Genomic DNA, 16,844 nt, shown 5'->3' with positions numbered 1-16,844 from the left:
GGGGATCATAATAAGAGATAAATGCGGCAAAGGCCGCGGAGAGGAGTATTTCCATGTTACAGAAAAAAACAGTGGACGATTTACAGGTAAAGGGCAAAAGAGTATTGGTAAGATGTGATTTTAACGTACCTTTGCAGGATGGCGTTATTACAGACGATAACAGAATCACAGCGGCGCTGCCTACCATCAAAAAACTTATGGGCGACGGGGCGAAAGTGATCCTTTGTTCCCATATGGGCAAGCCCAAGGGCGAACCGAAGCCGGAACTGTCTCTGGCACCTGTGGCAAAGAGACTGTCTGAGCTGTTGGGCAAGGAGGTCGTATTTGCCAAGGATGATACCGTAGTAGGCGAAAACGCGAAAGCCGCAGTGGCGAAGATGCAGGATGGCGATGTAGTTCTGCTGGAAAACACACGTTACCGCAAGGAAGAAACAAAGAATGAGGAAAACTTCAGCAAGGAACTGGCTTCTCTGGCGGATATTTATGTGGACGACGCTTTTGGCAGCAGCCATAGAGCGCACTGCTCTACCGTAGGCGTGACAGAATTTGTGGAGGAATCCGCTGTGGGTTACCTGATGGAAAAAGAAATCGCTTTTCTGGGGAATGCCGTAAACAATCCGGTACGTCCTTTCGTAGCGATCCTGGGCGGCTCCAAGGTTTCCGACAAGATCAATGTTATCAATAACCTGCTGGAAAAGGTAGATACCCTTATTATCGGCGGCGGTATGGCTTATACCTTCGCTGTGGCGCAGGGCGGCCAGGTAGGCGATTCTCTGCTGGAGGAAGACAAGGTCCCTTATGCTAAGGAAATGATTGAAAAGGCAAAAGCAAAAGGCGTAAACTTCCTGCTGCCTGTTGATACGGTCATTACAAAGGAATTTAAAAACGATACGGAATACAAGACCGTACCTACCGGTGAGATCCCTGAGGGCTGGATGGGTCTGGACATTGGCGAAAAGACCAGAGAGATTTTCGCGGATGCCATCAAAGGCGCCAAAACCGTCGTATGGAACGGACCTATGGGTGTATTTGAAATGGAAAACTTCGCCAAAGGCACAAAGGCAGTGGCGGAAGCCATGGCGGCTATCGACGCGACGACTATCATCGGCGGCGGGGATTCCGCAGCGGCTGTAAACCAGCTGGGATTTGGGGATAAAATGACACATATCTCCACCGGCGGCGGTGCTTCCCTGGAATTTTTGGAAGGCAAGGAACTGCCCGGTGTAGCAGCGGTAGACGATAAATAAAAGAAAAGACAAGAGAGAAGAAGAATGAAACGATGGTTGACATTTTGCTTGTCCATGCTGATGGTATTGTCGGCGGGACCAATGGTATTTGGCGCTGAGACGGCAGAGGATATTTCCGGGATCAATGCCGAGATCCCGGAGGAGGTAACAGCGGAAATGGAGGACAGCCTTTCTATGGAAGAGGAGATCCTTTCCGCGGAAGAAGAAGCATCTGCGGACGAGGGCCAGATACAGGAGATCCCGGCGACGGATTATATTCCGGTGCTGATGTACCACCACTTTGCCCAGCGGGATATGGGACGCGGGAACGGCGTGGTAGTGACACAGGCGGAGCTGGAGGAGCAGATTAAATATTTTAAAGAGCAGGGGTACCGCATTATTTCTTTGGAGGAGCTGGATCATCTTCTGACCCGAGCGGAAATGAACCCCAAGGAAGAAAGCGGTTTGGGACTGAGCGCAAAGTATCTTTGCATTACCATGGACGACGGATATTACAGCAATTATGATCTGGCATATCCGATTTTCCGGCAGGAGCGTGTGCCGGCGGCTATTTTTGCCATTACCGACAGCGTGACCAATCATGTGGGCCTGCGGAAATTTACGTGGAAAGAAGCGGGAGAAATGGTGAAAAACAGCCAGGTGCGGATCTATAACCATACCAGCAACCACATCGCGGCAGATGATACCGATGAGGATAGCTTTGTGGCGGCGGTGCTGGAGGGACAGGAGGCCTTGGAGAGCCATCTGGCCCAGCAGCGGGATACAGTGACGGCTTTGGCTTATCCCAATGGGGAGAATACACCTGAGATCCAGCAAAGACTGCTGGAGGCAGGTGTGAGACTGCAGTTTACGGTGACCCCCGGCGTTGTCAACAGAAATACCTCCAGAACGGCGATCCCCCGGATCATGGTGGTTTCCGGCATGACCGGAGCAGAGATCCTGGAGCGGGCGAGTCGGCTGGCGGCGGCGACAATGGAATAACAGCGGAAAGAGAAGGAAGGAAAACACCATGAGAAAGAAAATTATTGCGGGAAACTGGAAAATGAACAAAACACCTAAGGAAGCAAAAGAGCTTTGCGCCCTTTTGAAGGACAAGGTAAATACCACAGAGGCGGATGTCGTGTTCTGCGTGCCTTATGTGGATCTGTATCCTGTGCTGGAAGAGCTGGAAGGCACCAATATTGCCGTAGGCGCGGAAAATATGCACTTTGAGGAAAGCGGCGCTTACACCGGCGAAATTTCCGGGGCTATGCTGAAGGAAATGGGTGTGTCTTATGTTATCATTGGTCATTCAGAACGTCGGGAGTACTTCGCGGAAACAGACGAGACCGTCAATAAAAAAGTAAAGAAAGCGCTGGAATACGGCCTTCTGCCCATTATGTGCTGCGGCGAGACACTGGAACAGAGAGAAGCCGGCGTAACCATTGAATGGATTCGGATGCAGATCAAACGCGGCTTGGCAGGCATCGGTGCCGAAGATATGAAGAAAATTGTCATTGCTTATGAACCCATTTGGGCCATCGGCACCGGCAAGACCGCTACATCCGAGCAGGCACAGGAGGTTTGCGCATCCATCCGTCAGGTGCTGGCGGAGCTTTATGGCCCCGCTGTGGCGGAAGAAGTACGGATTCAGTACGGCGGCAGTGTCAATGGCAAGAACGCGGCGGAACTGTTCGCTATGGCGGATATTGACGGCGGTCTGGTCGGCGGCGCCAGCCTGAAGGAAGAGTTTGCCCAGATCGTAAATTATAAGAAATAAGCCGGAGGCGGAAACAATGGAGAAAAAGACAACGGTACTGATGATATTGGATGGATTCGGTATCAATGAAAGAAAAGAGGGAAATGCCATCAGCCAGGCCAATACTCCTGTGCTGGATCATATCCTGGCCACATATCCCCATGTGAAGGGCTATGCCAGTGGACGGGCCGTAGGTCTGCCCGATGGCCAGATGGGCAATTCCGAGGTAGGACATTTGAATATCGGTGCGGGCCGTATCGTATACCAGGAGCTGACCCGGATCACAAAGTCCATTGAGGACGGGGATTTCTTTGAGAACCCCGCTTTGCTGGACGCGGTGGCTCACTGCAAAAAGAACGGTTCTGCCCTGCATCTGTACGGCCTGCTGTCTGACGGCGGTGTACACAGCCACAATTCCCATCTGTACGCTTTATTGCAGCTGGCGAAACGGAATGAACTGGAAAAGGTTTATGTGCATCTGTTCCTGGACGGCAGAGATACGCCGCCTTCTTCCGGCGCGGCTTACGCGGCACAGCTGGAGGAAAAAATGCGGGAGATCGGCGTAGGCAAAGCGGCGACCGTTATGGGACGGTATTATGCCATGGACCGGGACAAACGGTGGGACCGTGTGGAAGAGGCATATAACGCTATGGTTCTGGGCAGAGGCGAGGACGGCACAGACGCTGTGGCCGCTATCCAGAAATCCTATGAAAACGGCAAAACAGACGAGTTTGTGGTGCCTACGGTGCTGCGGACAGAGGACGGTCAGCCGGTGGCGAAAATCGGCGACGGCGACGCGGTGATTTTCTATAATTTCCGGCCGGACCGGGCAAGAGAAATTGCCAGAGCCTTCTGCGACCCTGATTTTGACGGATTCCAGAGAGAAAAAGTCCCTCAGGATCTGAAATATATTTGTTTTACGGAGTATGACCCCACCATTCCTCATAAGGAGGTGGCTTTCCAGCCCCAGCACCTGAACAATACTCTGGGAGAATACATTTCTTCTCTGGGACTGAAACAGCTACGGACGGCGGAAACGGAGAAATACGCCCATGTTACCTTCTTCTTCAACGGCGGCGTGGAGGAACCCAATCCCAATGAGGATCGGTGGCTGGTGCCGTCTCCCAAAGTGGCTACTTATGACTTAAAGCCGGAAATGAGTGCGGTAGAGGTCACGGACGGACTGGTAAAAGCGCTACGTTCCGGGGAATATGACTTGATTATTGTCAATTACGCAAACTCCGATATGGTAGGTCATACGGGCGTAATGTCGGCGGCGGTGAAAGCAGTGGAGACTGTGGATGCCTGCATCGGCAGAGTCATGGAGGCGCTGCTGGAGGTAAAGGGTCAGATGTTCATCTGTGCCGACCATGGCAACAGCGACCAGATGGTGGATTATGAGACAGGAGAAGCCTTTACGGCACATACTACCAATCCCGTTCCCTTTATCCTGGTGAACTACACCGATGGCGTAGGCCTGCGTGACGGCGGCAAGCTGGCGGATATCGCGCCGACGCTGCTGGAGATGATGGGTCTGCCCAAACCGGCGGAAATGACGGGAGAAAGCCTGCTGACAGGCAAATAAAAACAGGGGACAATGCCCAAGAGAAGCATTTCAATAAAAAGGAAAAACGAATTTTTAAGGAGGAGTTTCCAATGAAAGGTTATTATGAAATCACAGATGTATACGCAAGAGAGATTCTGGACTCCAGAGGGAATCCGACTGTTGAAGTGGAAGTAGTGGTAGATGACAGCGTGGTAGGACGTGCGGCTGTTCCCAGCGGCGCTTCCACAGGCGCTTTTGAAGCGGTAGAACTGCGTGACGGCGGCGACAGATACAACGGCACCGGCGTACAGGATGCCGTAGACAATGTAAACAACATCATCGCGGATGAAATCATCGGTATGAACGCGCTGGATCAGGTAGCCATCGACAACCTGATGCTGGAACTGGACGGCACACCCAACAAAGCAAAACTGGGCGCAAACGCCATTCTGGGCGTTTCCATGGCAGTGGCAAAGGCAGCGGCAGAAGCGCTGGATATGCCTCTGTATCAGTATCTGGGCGGCTTCAACGCAAAGACCATGCCCGTTCCCATGATGAACATTATGAACGGCGGCAAGCACGCGGACAACACCGTTGACGTACAGGAATTCATGATTATGCCTGTTGGCGCATCTTCCTTCAAGGAAGCGCTGCGTATGTGCGCTGAGATTTACCATATGCTGAAAAAGGTTCTGAAAAATAAAGGCCTGTCCACAGCAGTTGGCGACGAAGGCGGTTTCGCGCCTGACCTGCCCACAGCAGACGCTGTTATTGATCTGATTAAGGAAGCTGTTGAAGCGGCTGGCTACAAATGGGGCGAGGATATCAAGATCGCTCTGGACCCTGCTTCCACAGAGCTGTATGACGAAAAAGACGGCAAGTACCACTTCCCTGGCGAAAGCAAAATGGCTGGCAAGGAAATCGTTCGTACCTCCGAGGAAATGGTGGATTTCTGGAAAGCACTGGTGGAAAAATACCCCATCATCTCCATCGAAGACGGTCTGGCAGAAGAAGACTGGGAAGGCTGGCAGCTGCTGACAAAAGAACTGGGTGATAAGGTACAGCTGGTCGGCGATGACCTGTTTGTAACAAACACAGAAAGACTGCAGAAAGGCATTGACCTGAAGGCCGGCAACGCCATCCTGATTAAAGTAAACCAGATCGGTACACTGACAGAGACCTTCAACGCCATCCAGCTGGCAAACAGAAACAAAATGACAGCTGTTGTTTCCCATAGAAGCGGCGAAACAGAGGACGCAACCATCGCGGATATCGTTGTTGCTGTAAACGCTGGCCAGATCAAGACCGGCGCGCCCGCAAGAACAGACCGTGTGGCAAAATACAACCAGCTGCTGCGCATCGAGGAAGAACTGGATGAAACAGCTCAGTATCTGGGTCTGGACGCTTTCTTTAATCTGAAATAAGAAAACAGGAACCGGAAAAATCAATGTTTTCTTAAGGAGAACTGATTTTAGCGGAACAAAGAACACAGGCATAGGGATTTCCCATACAGGGACCCTGTGCCTGTATTTTTTTATTTCAAAATAAAAAATTCGTTTCGGCTTGTGACGATAATTTCCACCAAAGAAGGCAAAGCGGCATTTCACCGTTTGCTTTTTTCTGCATATTTTGGGCAGAATAACTGAGAAAGCATTGGTCAAATTAAAAAAGGAGCAAAAGGAAATGAAAAAATGGTGTAATCTGGAAAGGAGGTCGGTCTCTTTTTGCTCCGAAAAAACCATTGGGAGTGGAAAAAAATATGCAGGAAATGGAACAGGAAGGGAGAAAGCGGTGGCTGTGGCTGCTGGTGCCCATCTTTCTGGTCTGCGGATTGATCTGGTACCTGCTGCAGACCATTTTGCCGGAGGAACTGACTCTGGTAGAAGGACAGCGAATGGAATTTTCCATGGGATTGCCCATTTCCGCCAGATCAGAGGAAAGTGTGGAGGTGCTGGGGGTGACTACTACGCCGCTGGCCGATCAGACCCATTTGCAGTTAGGAACCTCTATTGCGGCAGAGCCTTTGGCACAGGGAGAGACAACGGTGACATTTTATCTTTTGAACGCCATCCCTGTGAAAACGGTGCCGGCACAGGTGGTGCCCCGGACAGAACTGATTCCCTGCGGAAAAACCGTTGGGGTGCAGATGGATACGGACGGGCTGCTGGTGCTGGATACAGGATATGTGGAAAATCGTGATGGAGAGAAAAAGACACCGACCAAAAACATTCTGCGGCCGGGAGATCTGATTTTACAGGCAAACGGAGAGGATCTGCCCAATAAGGAAACATTTCTGCGGGTGGTAGAGGAAAACGGGGAAAATCCCATGACGCTGGTGATCCGCAGAGAGGGAAAGGAGCAGACAGTAGAAGCGACGCCGGTATACAGTCCTGTGGACGGAGGATATAAGCTGGGGGTCTGGATTCGGGACAGTATTCAGGGTATCGGTACCGTTACCTTTTATGATGAGGAAACGGACAGTTTCGGCGCTTTGGGCCACGGGATTTATGATGTGGATACCGGCGGGCTTATGGAGCTGAAACAGGGGAAGATTACGGAATCGACGCTGACAGAGATCGTAAAAGGCCAAAAGGGCGATCCCGGAGAATTGAGCGGGCGGCTGGAAACGGATCAGGTGCTGGGGGAGATCAGGAAGAATACGGAGATCGGCATTTACGGCACCACGGATCAAACGGCGGTCTTTACGGGAAAGAGCTGTCCTGTGGCTTCTCAGACGGAGATTCATACCGGGGACGCAGTGATACTTTCCAATATCGAGGGCGATGAGGTCCGGGCCTATGATATTGAAATCGAAAAGATCAGCCGGTTCGGCAGTGACGCTTCCAAAGGACTGGTGGTGCATATTACGGATGAGGAGCTGCTGGAAAAAACCGGCGGCATTGTGCAGGGCATGAGCGGTTCGCCCATATTGCAGGAAGGGAAGCTGGTGGGGGCAGTAACCCATGTTTTTGTGCAGGACCCCACCAGAGGATATGGAATCTTTATCGAAAACATGCTGGAAGAGGAACGAGCGGCATAGAAGGGCGAAACCGGCATTTTCAGGGGCGCCTTCATAAGAAAACGCATAGCGTGAAAAGGCCTGAAGTGTATCGGAGTTCATGGGTTCTCTATGGAATAGATTCTTTATGAAGACAGCCGACGCAGCTCCCCTTAAAAAATACAATGAAGGGGAGCTTGCTTTGCCGATTTTTTTTTTGTTTTGCCGGTACGAGATGCCTTTTTTGGGCCATCAAAGGATAATGTGGCCGTTCTTCCGCCGTAACAGGTTAGGAAATCGGCATCCAAGTCAAATCCTCTGGAAGGACGAAAACTGTCATATTATAATTGATTTTGCACAACGGAGAAGGGAAGCTCCGTATCAAAAATAAGAAATGGGGGTCCTAATGATGGAACAAAGAAAATTAAGTGTGGTAATTGGAGACAGGGATCTGTTTTATTCCCAACGGCTCAAATATTCTCTGGAGCGGCGGGGAAGTCTCAGCGTGGTGGGGATGACGGATAATGGTCCGGAACTGCTGGAGATCATCAACAGATATCGTCCCGATGTGGTGCTGATGGATGTACTGCTGGGGGAGAGGGACGGTTTCTGGGTGCTGGAGCGCATGAAGGGCAGCGGCAGTCTGTGTATTATGGTTTCTGCCATAGACAATGATGTTCTGGTGCGCCGGGCCATTACTCTGGGAGCAGCTTATTATATGGCCAAGCCCATACAGGGAGATCTTTTGCTGGAACGGATGGAACAGCTGCTGGATCTGCGCTTAGAACGGCAAGAACTGTTAAAGAGCAGAAAACCGGCGGAGGCGCCGGTTCCCACTGTGAAACGAGATCCATGGGAGGGGCTGGAAGCGGAGGTATCTATCTGCCTTAGCCGCATGGGGATCTCTGCGGGACTGAAAGGATATCATTTTGTCAGACGAGCGGTTATCATGGCTGTGGAGGACCCGGAGGTTCTGACAGGCATTACCAAGGGGCTTTACCCGGATATCGCCAAAATGTATAAAACGACGGCCAGCAAGGTGGAACGGGCCATTCGCCATGCCATTACGGCGGCATGGAAGGGAAATGGACAGCAGGTATATTTTGAGATTTCCGGTTGTCTTATGGTAGAAAAGCCTACCAATGGCCAGTTTATTGCCATGATGGCGGAATATTTCCGCATGAAAAACAGAACGGCCATTTCTAAAATTGGATAAATATACATAAAAATGAATACGAAAGCGTCTGCTGCGAAAAAATGACGTGAAGAAAGCGGCAGACGCTATTTTTTTCTAAAAACTGGAAGAAAAAGGGAAAAGTCTGCACTTATGGAAAAAAAATACAATAAAGAAATCGTAAAAATAAAGAAAAACCCGTGTTCTTAACGGGAATTTTATAGCTTTTTTTCGTGAATAAATTTATAATATTTAATAAAGATACAAAGGGGAGGCGGAGAAGGATGGAACAGACAATGATTGAGCAAAAACAGATCGCGGATGAGAGGAACCGTTTTTGGACGGTGCGGTATTGGCTTTTGGCCTGTCCTGCGGAAGAAGACGGCCTGGTTTTCGGTGCGGCCATTGACCGCTGCAATGAGGAGCGGCTCGTAGAACGGGAGGAGGTTCCCGGTCTTTCCCGGCAAAAGGAGGATGTGCTGCTGTTTTTGGAACGGCTGAGCCGAGGCGACGCGCTGCCGGTGGAATTGATGGCACTGGCGGACGATTATATCTCCGAAAGAGAAGTTGGATAAGAAAAAAGAAAGTACGAAATTTTCCGCGGCAGGGAGTTTCGTACTTTTTTTACGCCGGTTTATGAAATTCAGAATTTTTTCAGGAGCCATTTCTGATCGTGGCTGTGGTAGGTCAGTTCATAGATCCGCTCCGTCCCGCGGATTACGCTGGAGCAGCGGAAGGAAAGCGTGGGACTGCCGCCGAACATGGTTTTGTCGGTTTGCAGGATTCGGCCAATCCGGACCACAACAGATTCTCCGCCTTCTTCCATGCGAAAGCGCACCGGCGTCAGAACGCCTTCTTTGGATGTCCATGAGATCATATCAATCTGCTGGTTTAAAAGTTTCATGACGTTCCCTCCTAAGTTGATCTATCTCTATTATATACGAACTTATGTTCTTATTCAAGAGGTATTTTTTGTGGGGTGAAGGAGAAAGAGGTCTTATGATTTTCTTACAATGAGGCGAGAAATATTGTCATTTGCTGGATCTTTTTGTATGATGGAAAAAAGGAATGATGACAAAACACAAGGGGGGCTTTACCATGGAAGCAATGGAAAAAAGAATGTTTGTTTGTCCGAAATGCGGCCATTATGGCTTTGTGCAGGATCAGTTCCAGGCCACAGGCGGCACATTGACGAAGATGTTTGATATTCAGAATAAAAAATTTATCACCATCAGCTGTGAGCGATGCGGATTTACGGAAATCTATCGTGAGGAAACCACAATGGGCTCCAATATCCTGGATTTTCTGATCGGCGGCTGAACACATTTGTACATCCTGTAAGGAAAAACACAGAGAAAGGGTCTCCTTTGCAAAGGAGACTCTTCTTTTTTCGTGAAATCAGTAGGACAGGTCTGCAAAATCACGAAAAAGAGGGCGCAGATGGGGGAAAAGGTGATGGAATCGCTGTTTTTTCTTTCCGACTGTGGAAAATCGTTGCAAAAGAGAAATGGGATTTGTATAATAAACATATCTGTTTTTTATAAAACTCAGCGGCGTTAGAAAGGACTGGCCTATGTACGAAAAAGTATCTATCCCCGAGATTTTCGGGATGAATGTATTTAACGATCATATGATGCGGGAGCATTTGCCAAAACCCGTATATCAGGAACTGAAAAAAACAATCGAGCGTGGGGAAATGCTGAATTCCTCCATCGCGGATATTATTGCCAATGCCATGAAGGATTGGGCCATTGAGCGTGGGGCGACCCATTATACCCATTGGTTCCAGCCCATGACAGGGATTACCGCGGAAAAGCACGACGCTTTTCTGGCGCCTCCCACCAATGGCAGAGCGATTATGGAATTTTCCGGCAAGGAACTGATTAAAGGGGAATCTGACGCTTCTTCCTTCCCCTCCGGCGGTTTGCGGGCTACCTTCGAGGCAAGGGGCTATACTGCCTGGGACTGCACCTCTCCCGCGTTTCTGCGTGAGGATGCCGGCGGCGTAACATTATATATCCCGACGGCCTTCTGTTCCTATACAGGGGAATCTTTGGACAAAAAGACTCCGCTGCTGCGTTCCATGGAGGCAGTCAGCAAGCAGGCAATGCGAATTCTGCGCCTGTTTGGGAATACAACCGCTAAAAAGATTACCGTTTACGCGGGGGCGGAACAGGAATATTTCCTCATCGACAGAGAACTGTATAAACAGAGAAAAGATCTGATCTTTGCCGGCAGAACCCTCTTCGGCGCGGCTCCTCCCAAAGGGCAGGAGCTGGACGATCATTATTTCGGCAATATTAAGGAAAGAGTTGCCTGCTTCATGCATGAGCTGAATGTGGAACTGTGGAAGCTGGGGGTTTCCGCGAAAACACAGCATAATGAAGTAGCGCCTGCCCAGCACGAGCTGGCGCCTATTTTCAGCGACTGCAATACAGCTACCGACCATAATCAGCTGATTATGGAGGCCATGAAACGAATCGCATCCCATCATGGCATGGCTTGTCTGCTCCACGAAAAACCCTTTGCCGGCGTAAACGGCAGCGGCAAGCACAACAACTGGTCTCTGGGGACGGACGATGGGCAGAATCTGCTGGACCCCGGCAAGACACCCCATGAAAACGCACAGTTCCTGGTGTTCCTGACAGCCATCATCAAAGGTGTGGATAAATACGCGGATATTCTTCGTCTGGCGGCGGCCAGCCCTGGCAACGATCATCGTCTGGGCTCTTCCGAGGCGCCTCCGGCAGTCATCTCCATTTTCCTGGGAGATCAGCTGGTGGATATTTTCGACCAGATCGAGCATGGCGAAGCCACCAGCAGTATTCAGGGCGGAAAAATGCGTGTTGGTGTAAATACTCTGCCGTATCTGAAACGGGACGCTACCGATCGAAACAGAACATCACCGTTTGCCTTTACGGGGAATAAGTTCGAGTTCCGTATGCCGCCGTCTTCCGGCTCCATTTCCGGCCCGAACTTTGTATTGAACACCATTGTGGCGGATGTTCTGGAGGAGTTTGCCGACCATTTGGAAAAGGCGGAGGACTTCAATCAGGCTGTTCATGATCTGATTCGTGATACATATATTGCCCATAAGCGGATCATCTTTGACGGGAACGGCTATTCCAAGGAGTGGCGGATGGAAGCGGAGCGCAGAGGTCTGCCTAATATCACCAATACGGTAGACGCTATCCCTGCTCTTGTTACGGATAAAGCTATTCAGCTGTTTGAGAAGCATCATGTACTGAATCGTCTGGAACTTCATTCCAGAGCGGAAATCAATTATGAAGCTTATATCAAACAGATCAATATTGAGGCAAAAACTATGATTGATATTGCCTCCAAGCAGATCAGACCCGCGGTCATCAAATATGCCGGCAGTGTGGCACAGTCCATGGCGGCGATGAAGGCGGTCGGCGGAGATACTTCTGTGGAAGAAGAACTGCTGCGCCAGATCAATGAAAATATGAAGCTCTTCCACGAAGGACTGAAATATCTGGAAGAAGTGGAAGGTCAGGCCCAGCTGCTCCAGGGCAGCAGCCGTTCTCAGGCGGTATTCTGCCGGGATTATGTGCTGGCGGCGATGGAAAAACTGCGCGAGCCTGCGGATAAGCTGGAGATGCTGGTGGATGAGGAGGTATGGCCCTTCCCCACCTACGCAGAGCTTCTCTACAACATCTGATATCTTGTAAGACAACAAAAAAATCAAGAGAAAAAGCATCGGAATTTTCATGGAAAAACATGGGAAATCCGGTGCTTTTTTATTGATTTTTCGCAATTCCGCAGCGCAAAACAGAAGGAAAAATTTGTCATACAAAGCGTAAAAAAGTATAAATCATTCATGAATTTTATTTAAAAAATATAGAAAATTTACAAATAGATCGCGTGATTTTAAAGCTTATAGGAGAAAAAGCGCCAGAGAAATCTTGTTTTTTTTTCAATACTTAGGAAAAATTATGTTAAATTTCTTGCAAAGTGCGCAGAAAGGGGTTATAATGTATACAGAAAGCAAAAAGGATGAACAAAAGGAATTTGAAAAAATGTTTTTTTATAGCAAAAATTTATATAAAAATATGCAAATATATGTTCGTTTGTTCAAATAGCATAATTTATAAAATGATATATTATGTTGCTTTATCGAATTTGGAGGTGAAACGGAATGGTTTCAGATGATAAAAGAATTCGTATTATTACTGGTCACTACGGCAGCGGCAAAACCGAATTTGCGGTCAATTACGTGACGGAGCTGAGAAAGCAGACGGATCGTAAAGTGGCGCTGGCCGATTTGGATATCGTAAATGTTTATTTCCGTTCCCGTGAAAAGAAGAAGGAGCTGGAGGAGCAGGGGATCTATGTGATCGCATCCTCTCTGGAAGGCGCCGGGCTGGATGTGCCTGCTGTATCGGCGGCGCTGACAACACCTGTACGGGACAAAGGCTGTGAATATGTCATTGACCTTGGCGGCAATGATGTGGGAACCATGGTGCTGGGACGCATCACTCCCATACTGGATCGCTCGGAAGTAGATTTCTTTATGGTAGTCAATACATATCGCCCTAATACCTCTACGCCGGAAGGCGTCATCGAACAGATGGAAAGTCTGGAGTATGCGTCGGGGCTGAAGGTGACAGGATTTATCAACAACACGAACCTGATTCGGGAGACAACGGCAGGGTGCCTGACCGACGGAGATGCTGTTTTGAGAGAGGTAACAAAACGCACAGGGGTTCCTGTGAAGTACGTTTCTTATGTCGAAGAGCTTTTGACTGAGGAGGTACCCGGGGGACTGGCCGGAGAATTGTTCCCGATGAAGTTCTATATGAGAAAGACCTGGATGTAAATTCAAATATTTATGGAGGTGTATTTTGAATGGCTAAAGGTAGAGTAACAATCAACGAAGTAATCTGCAAGGGTTGCGAACTGTGTGTTTCCGTTTGTCCCAAACACGTTCTGAAACTGTCTGAAACAAAGATCAACCCTTCAGGCTACAATCCCGCAGAACCCGTGAACGATGACTGCATCGCTTGTCTGAGCTGTGCAAAAATGTGTCCGGATTGCGCAATCACTGTTGAAAAGCTCGATTAAGGGAGGAGGAAACATCAATGGCAAAGGTTTTAATGAAAGGCAACGAGGCAGTTGGCAAAGCGGCGATTGAGGCGGGTTGCAGATATTTCTTTGGTTACCCCATCACTCCTCAGAGCGAAGTGCCCGAATATTTATCCGATGAACTGCCGAAAGTAGGCGGTACATTCGTACAGGCAGAATCCGAAGTAGCGGCCATCAATATGGTTTACGGCGCGGCAGCAGCAGGTGCTCGTGTTCTGACCAGCTCTTCCTCTCCTGGTATTGCACTGAAACAGGAAGGTATCGGCTATATCTCCAACGCAGGTCTGCCCGCAGTCATCATCAATATGATGCGTGGGGGCCCGGGTCTGGGTACCATTCAGCCCGGTCAGGCGGACTACAACATGGCAGTAAAAGGCGGTTCCAATGGTGACTACCACAACGTAGTTCTGGCGCCCGCATCTGTACAGGAAGCTGTTGACATGGTAATGGAAGCTTTCGATATCGCTGACATTTATGGCCTGCCCGTTATCGTTCTGGCAGACGGTCTGATTGGTCAGATGATGGAACCCGTTGAATTCAACTATGTTCCCAGACCTGGTATCCCTGAAAAGACATGGGCTTTGACAGGCAAAGGCAAAGGCGAAAGACATAACATCAAAAACCTGGTAATCGATCCCGACGACTGCGAAGCTTGGAACCATGAGCATTTTGAAGTATATGAAAAAGTAGAAGCAAACGAACAGGCTTGGGAAGAATACCTGCTGGATGACGCAGAATTCGCGTTTGTATCCTATGGTACTGCTTCCAGAGTTGTAAGAACAGCAATCGGCTACCTGAGAGCAGAAGGCTTCAAGGTTGGTATGCTCAGACCTAAGACTCTGTGGCCTTTCCCTCAGAAAGCATTCGATAAATGGAACGACAAGATCAAAAAATATCTGGATGTAGAAATGTCCATGGGCCAGATGGTACAGGATGTTGCTTACGCTTGTAACGATAAGAGCAAAGTAGTATTCCACGGCAGAACAGGCGGTAACGTACCTACTGTTGATGAAGTGGTTGCATTCGGTAGAGAAGTCATGGGAGGTGACAAATAATGGCAGTTGTATTCGAAAAAACAAAAGCATTAACTGATGTCAAATTGCATTATTGTCCTGGTTGTGCGCATGGTATCGTACATAGACTGGTAGCAGAAGTTCTGGAAGAACTGGGTGAAGTGGAAAACGCCATCGCATGCGTACCCGTAGGCTGTTCCGTATTCGCAAACAACTACTTTAACTTTGATGCCATTCAGTGCGCACATGGCCGTGCTCCCGCAACAGCAACCGGTATCAAGAGAGTACATCCCGATAATATCGTTTTGACATATCAGGGCGATGGTGACCTGGCATCCATCGGTACTTGTGAGATCATCCACGCAGCGGCAAGAGGCGAAAAGATCACAACAATCTTTATCAACAATGGTATTTATGGTATGACAGGCGGTCAGATGGCTCCTACCACACTGCCCGGCATGAAAGCAACAACAGCGAAAAAAGGCCGTGATCCCAAGATCAATGGTAACCCTCTTCGTGTTTCCGAAATGCTGGCAACATTGACAGGTCCCGCTTATATTGAAAGAGTAAGCGTTTCCACACCTGCACAGGTTACAGCAGCAAAGAAAGCCATCAAAAAAGCATTTGAGATCCAGAGACAGGGCCTGGGCTTCACACTGGTTGAAGTCGTATCCAGCTGCCCTACAAACTGGGGTCTGACTCCTGTAAAATCCATGGAATTCGTAAGAGAAAAAATGATTCCTTACTATCCTCTTGGCGTTTACAAAGACATTACAGCAGAGGAGGGCAAATAATATGAGTACATTTTCTTCTATCATTGCAGGTTTTGGCGGTCAGGGTTCGTTGCTGATGGGTAAGATTATGGCTTACTCCGGTATGCTGGAAGGAAAAGAAGTATCCTGGTGTCCTTCTTATGGCCCCGAAATGCGTGGCGGTACTGCCAACGTAAACGTAATCATTTCCGACGAGGGCATCGGTTCTCCCGTAATCACAAAAGACGCGGACTGTATCGTAGCTTTGAATCAGCCTTCCTTGGATAAGTTTGCGCCTGTAGTAAGAGTAGGCGGTTCTTTGGTTATCAATGCTGACCTTTGCAGCATGGATCATGTTGAAGCAAAAGAAGGCGTAAAAGTATTTGAAATTCCCGCAAACAGAATTGCAACAGATGCATTTGGCGGTTCCAAACTGGCAAACCTGGTTATGCTGGGTGCGGTTGTATTCGCAACAGGCGCAATCAAACAGGACGGTATGGATGATACTTTTGCACACGTTTTTGAAGGCGGCAAAGCAAAATTCATCCCCGACAACAAGAAAGCATTTGAACTGGGCTTTAACTATGCAAAAGAACATTGCTAAAATGCAATACAGCACCCTGTTTTAGATTCTTCTGAATACGGTGTTTTAGCGGATAGATCATTGGAAACAATGATTTATCCGCTTTTCTTTTGAAATGGGGGAATGGGATAGAAAATATTTTCATTCCCTGTGGTTTATGGTATAATATCGGCAAAACGAAGTTTTGCGGCCCGGGTTATGGGGCGGAAGGAGAACGTGGTATTTGTGAAAAACAAGGTGCGAATTACGATAGATGGAAAGTCCTTTACTCTGATGGGGAACGAATCAGAGGAACATATGCAGAGTGTGGCGGCTTACATCGACCAGAAAATGCGGGAGATCCGTCAGACGTCTCAGTCGGTGTCGCTGGACTCCAGTCTGGCTTATGTGCTGACTTCTATCAATGTAGCGGACGACTACTTTAAAGAAGTGGAGCGGAGTCTGTCACTGGAGGCGGAACTGGATGAATTGAAGCTGCAGTGCATGACAATGAAAAATACCATATCGGAATTGGAAGAAAAACTGGAGCATGCCCGCGAAGCGCACGAGGCAGACCAGACAGCCGTGGAAAAAGAACCGCAGGAGAGCGGAAACGGCGGAAGATATAAAAATCGTAAACGATAAGAACAAGGAAAGCAGCAGAGGCGATCCGCCCAGGAGGAAAGAAACTGCTGTTTTCCTTTTTCA

17 protein-coding genes are annotated in these 16,844 nt (G+C 48.9%); 16 read left to right on the top strand and 1 reads right to left on the bottom strand.

Annotated features, from left to right (window positions below; translation table 11 throughout):
• Nucleotides 1–53 precede the first annotated feature (53 nt).
• The 8 genes from H9X84_RS01105 to H9X84_RS01070 all read left to right on the top strand — a co-directional run bounded on the left by H9X84_RS01105 (nt 54) and on the right by H9X84_RS01070 (nt 9,278).
• Nucleotides 54–1,247, top strand: a complete 1,194-nt coding sequence (locus tag H9X84_RS01105; RefSeq protein ID WP_205132474.1) for a phosphoglycerate kinase — start codon at nt 54–56, stop codon at nt 1,245–1,247.
• Between the two features lie 24 nt (nt 1,248–1,271).
• Nucleotides 1,272–2,228, top strand: coding sequence for a polysaccharide deacetylase family protein (locus H9X84_RS01100; protein WP_205132473.1), 957 nt, complete (start codon nt 1,272–1,274; stop codon nt 2,226–2,228).
• Nucleotides 2,229–2,256: 28 nt separating this feature from the next.
• Nucleotides 2,257–3,006 (top strand): triose-phosphate isomerase, encoded by a 750-nt coding sequence (gene tpiA, locus H9X84_RS01095; protein ID WP_205132472.1) that lies wholly within the window; start codon nt 2,257–2,259, stop codon nt 3,004–3,006.
• Nucleotides 3,007–3,022: 16 nt separating this feature from the next.
• The gene (gene gpmI / locus H9X84_RS01090) at nt 3,023–4,570 is read left to right on the top strand and encodes a 2,3-bisphosphoglycerate-independent phosphoglycerate mutase (protein WP_205132471.1); all 1,548 of its coding nucleotides are present in this window, start codon (nt 3,023–3,025) and stop codon (nt 4,568–4,570) included.
• 71 nt (nt 4,571–4,641) lie between these two features.
• Entirely contained in the window at nt 4,642–5,955 is a 1,314-nt protein-coding gene (eno, locus tag H9X84_RS01085) for a phosphopyruvate hydratase (protein WP_205132470.1), read from the top strand.
• A 335-nt stretch (nt 5,956–6,290) separates the two neighbouring features.
• Entirely contained in the window at nt 6,291–7,571 is a 1,281-nt protein-coding gene (gene spoIVB / locus H9X84_RS01080; protein ID WP_205132469.1) for a SpoIVB peptidase, read from the top strand.
• Between the two features lie 367 nt (nt 7,572–7,938).
• On the top strand, nt 7,939–8,745 hold the full coding sequence (locus H9X84_RS01075; protein ID WP_205142726.1) for a sporulation initiation factor Spo0A C-terminal domain-containing protein: 807 nt from the start codon (nt 7,939–7,941) through the stop codon (nt 8,743–8,745).
• Between the two features lie 242 nt (nt 8,746–8,987).
• Entirely contained in the window at nt 8,988–9,278 is a 291-nt protein-coding gene (locus H9X84_RS01070; RefSeq protein WP_205132467.1) for a DUF6514 family protein, read from the top strand.
• 68 nt (nt 9,279–9,346) lie between these two features.
• Here H9X84_RS01070 and H9X84_RS01065 read toward each other — a convergent pair whose 3' ends face one another.
• Entirely contained in the window at nt 9,347–9,607 is a 261-nt protein-coding gene (locus H9X84_RS01065; RefSeq protein ID WP_205132466.1) for a hypothetical protein, read from the bottom strand.
• 194 nt (nt 9,608–9,801) lie between these two features.
• Between H9X84_RS01065 and H9X84_RS01060 the strand changes: the two genes are divergently transcribed.
• The 8 genes from H9X84_RS01060 to H9X84_RS01025 all read left to right on the top strand — a co-directional run bounded on the left by H9X84_RS01060 (nt 9,802) and on the right by H9X84_RS01025 (nt 16,781).
• On the top strand, nt 9,802–10,023 hold the full coding sequence (locus H9X84_RS01060) for a zinc ribbon domain-containing protein (protein WP_330612214.1): 222 nt from the start codon (nt 9,802–9,804) through the stop codon (nt 10,021–10,023).
• Nucleotides 10,024–10,276: 253 nt separating this feature from the next.
• Nucleotides 10,277–12,385, top strand: a complete 2,109-nt coding sequence (locus tag H9X84_RS01055; protein WP_205132465.1) for a glutamine synthetase III — start codon at nt 10,277–10,279, stop codon at nt 12,383–12,385.
• A 477-nt stretch (nt 12,386–12,862) separates the two neighbouring features.
• Nucleotides 12,863–13,543 carry an ATP-binding protein gene (locus H9X84_RS01050; protein WP_205132464.1) on the top strand — a complete coding sequence of 227 codons (681 nt, stop codon included), beginning with the start codon at nt 12,863–12,865 and terminating at the stop codon, nt 13,541–13,543.
• Nucleotides 13,544–13,572: 29 nt separating this feature from the next.
• The gene (locus tag H9X84_RS01045; protein ID WP_205132463.1) at nt 13,573–13,788 is read left to right on the top strand and encodes a 4Fe-4S dicluster domain-containing protein; all 216 of its coding nucleotides are present in this window, start codon (nt 13,573–13,575) and stop codon (nt 13,786–13,788) included.
• Between the two features lie 17 nt (nt 13,789–13,805).
• Nucleotides 13,806–14,864, top strand: a complete 1,059-nt coding sequence (locus H9X84_RS01040) for a 3-methyl-2-oxobutanoate dehydrogenase subunit VorB (RefSeq protein ID WP_205132462.1) — start codon at nt 13,806–13,808, stop codon at nt 14,862–14,864.
• Nucleotides 14,864–15,616: a thiamine pyrophosphate-dependent enzyme gene (locus H9X84_RS01035; RefSeq protein ID WP_205132461.1), complete on the top strand. Its 753-nt coding sequence runs from the start codon at nt 14,864–14,866 to the stop codon at nt 15,614–15,616. The genes H9X84_RS01040 and H9X84_RS01035 overlap by 1 nt, the downstream gene beginning before the upstream one ends.
• A gap of 1 nt (nt 15,617) precedes the next feature.
• Complete coding sequence (locus H9X84_RS01030; protein WP_205132460.1) at nt 15,618–16,178, top strand: 2-oxoacid:acceptor oxidoreductase family protein; 561 nt, start codon at nt 15,618–15,620, stop codon at nt 16,176–16,178.
• Between the two features lie 204 nt (nt 16,179–16,382).
• Nucleotides 16,383–16,781 carry a cell division protein ZapA gene (locus H9X84_RS01025; protein WP_205132459.1) on the top strand — a complete coding sequence of 133 codons (399 nt, stop codon included), beginning with the start codon at nt 16,383–16,385 and terminating at the stop codon, nt 16,779–16,781.
• Nucleotides 16,782–16,844: the final 63 nt, after the last annotated feature.

This window comes from Anaerotignum lactatifermentans, assembly GCF_016902535.1.
Taxonomy (GTDB): Bacteria; Bacillota; Clostridia; order Lachnospirales; family Anaerotignaceae; genus Anaerotignum; species Anaerotignum lactatifermentans_A.
The sequence above is the reverse complement of the archived record's forward strand: the minus strand, read 5'-3'. Positions and strand labels throughout refer to the sequence as shown.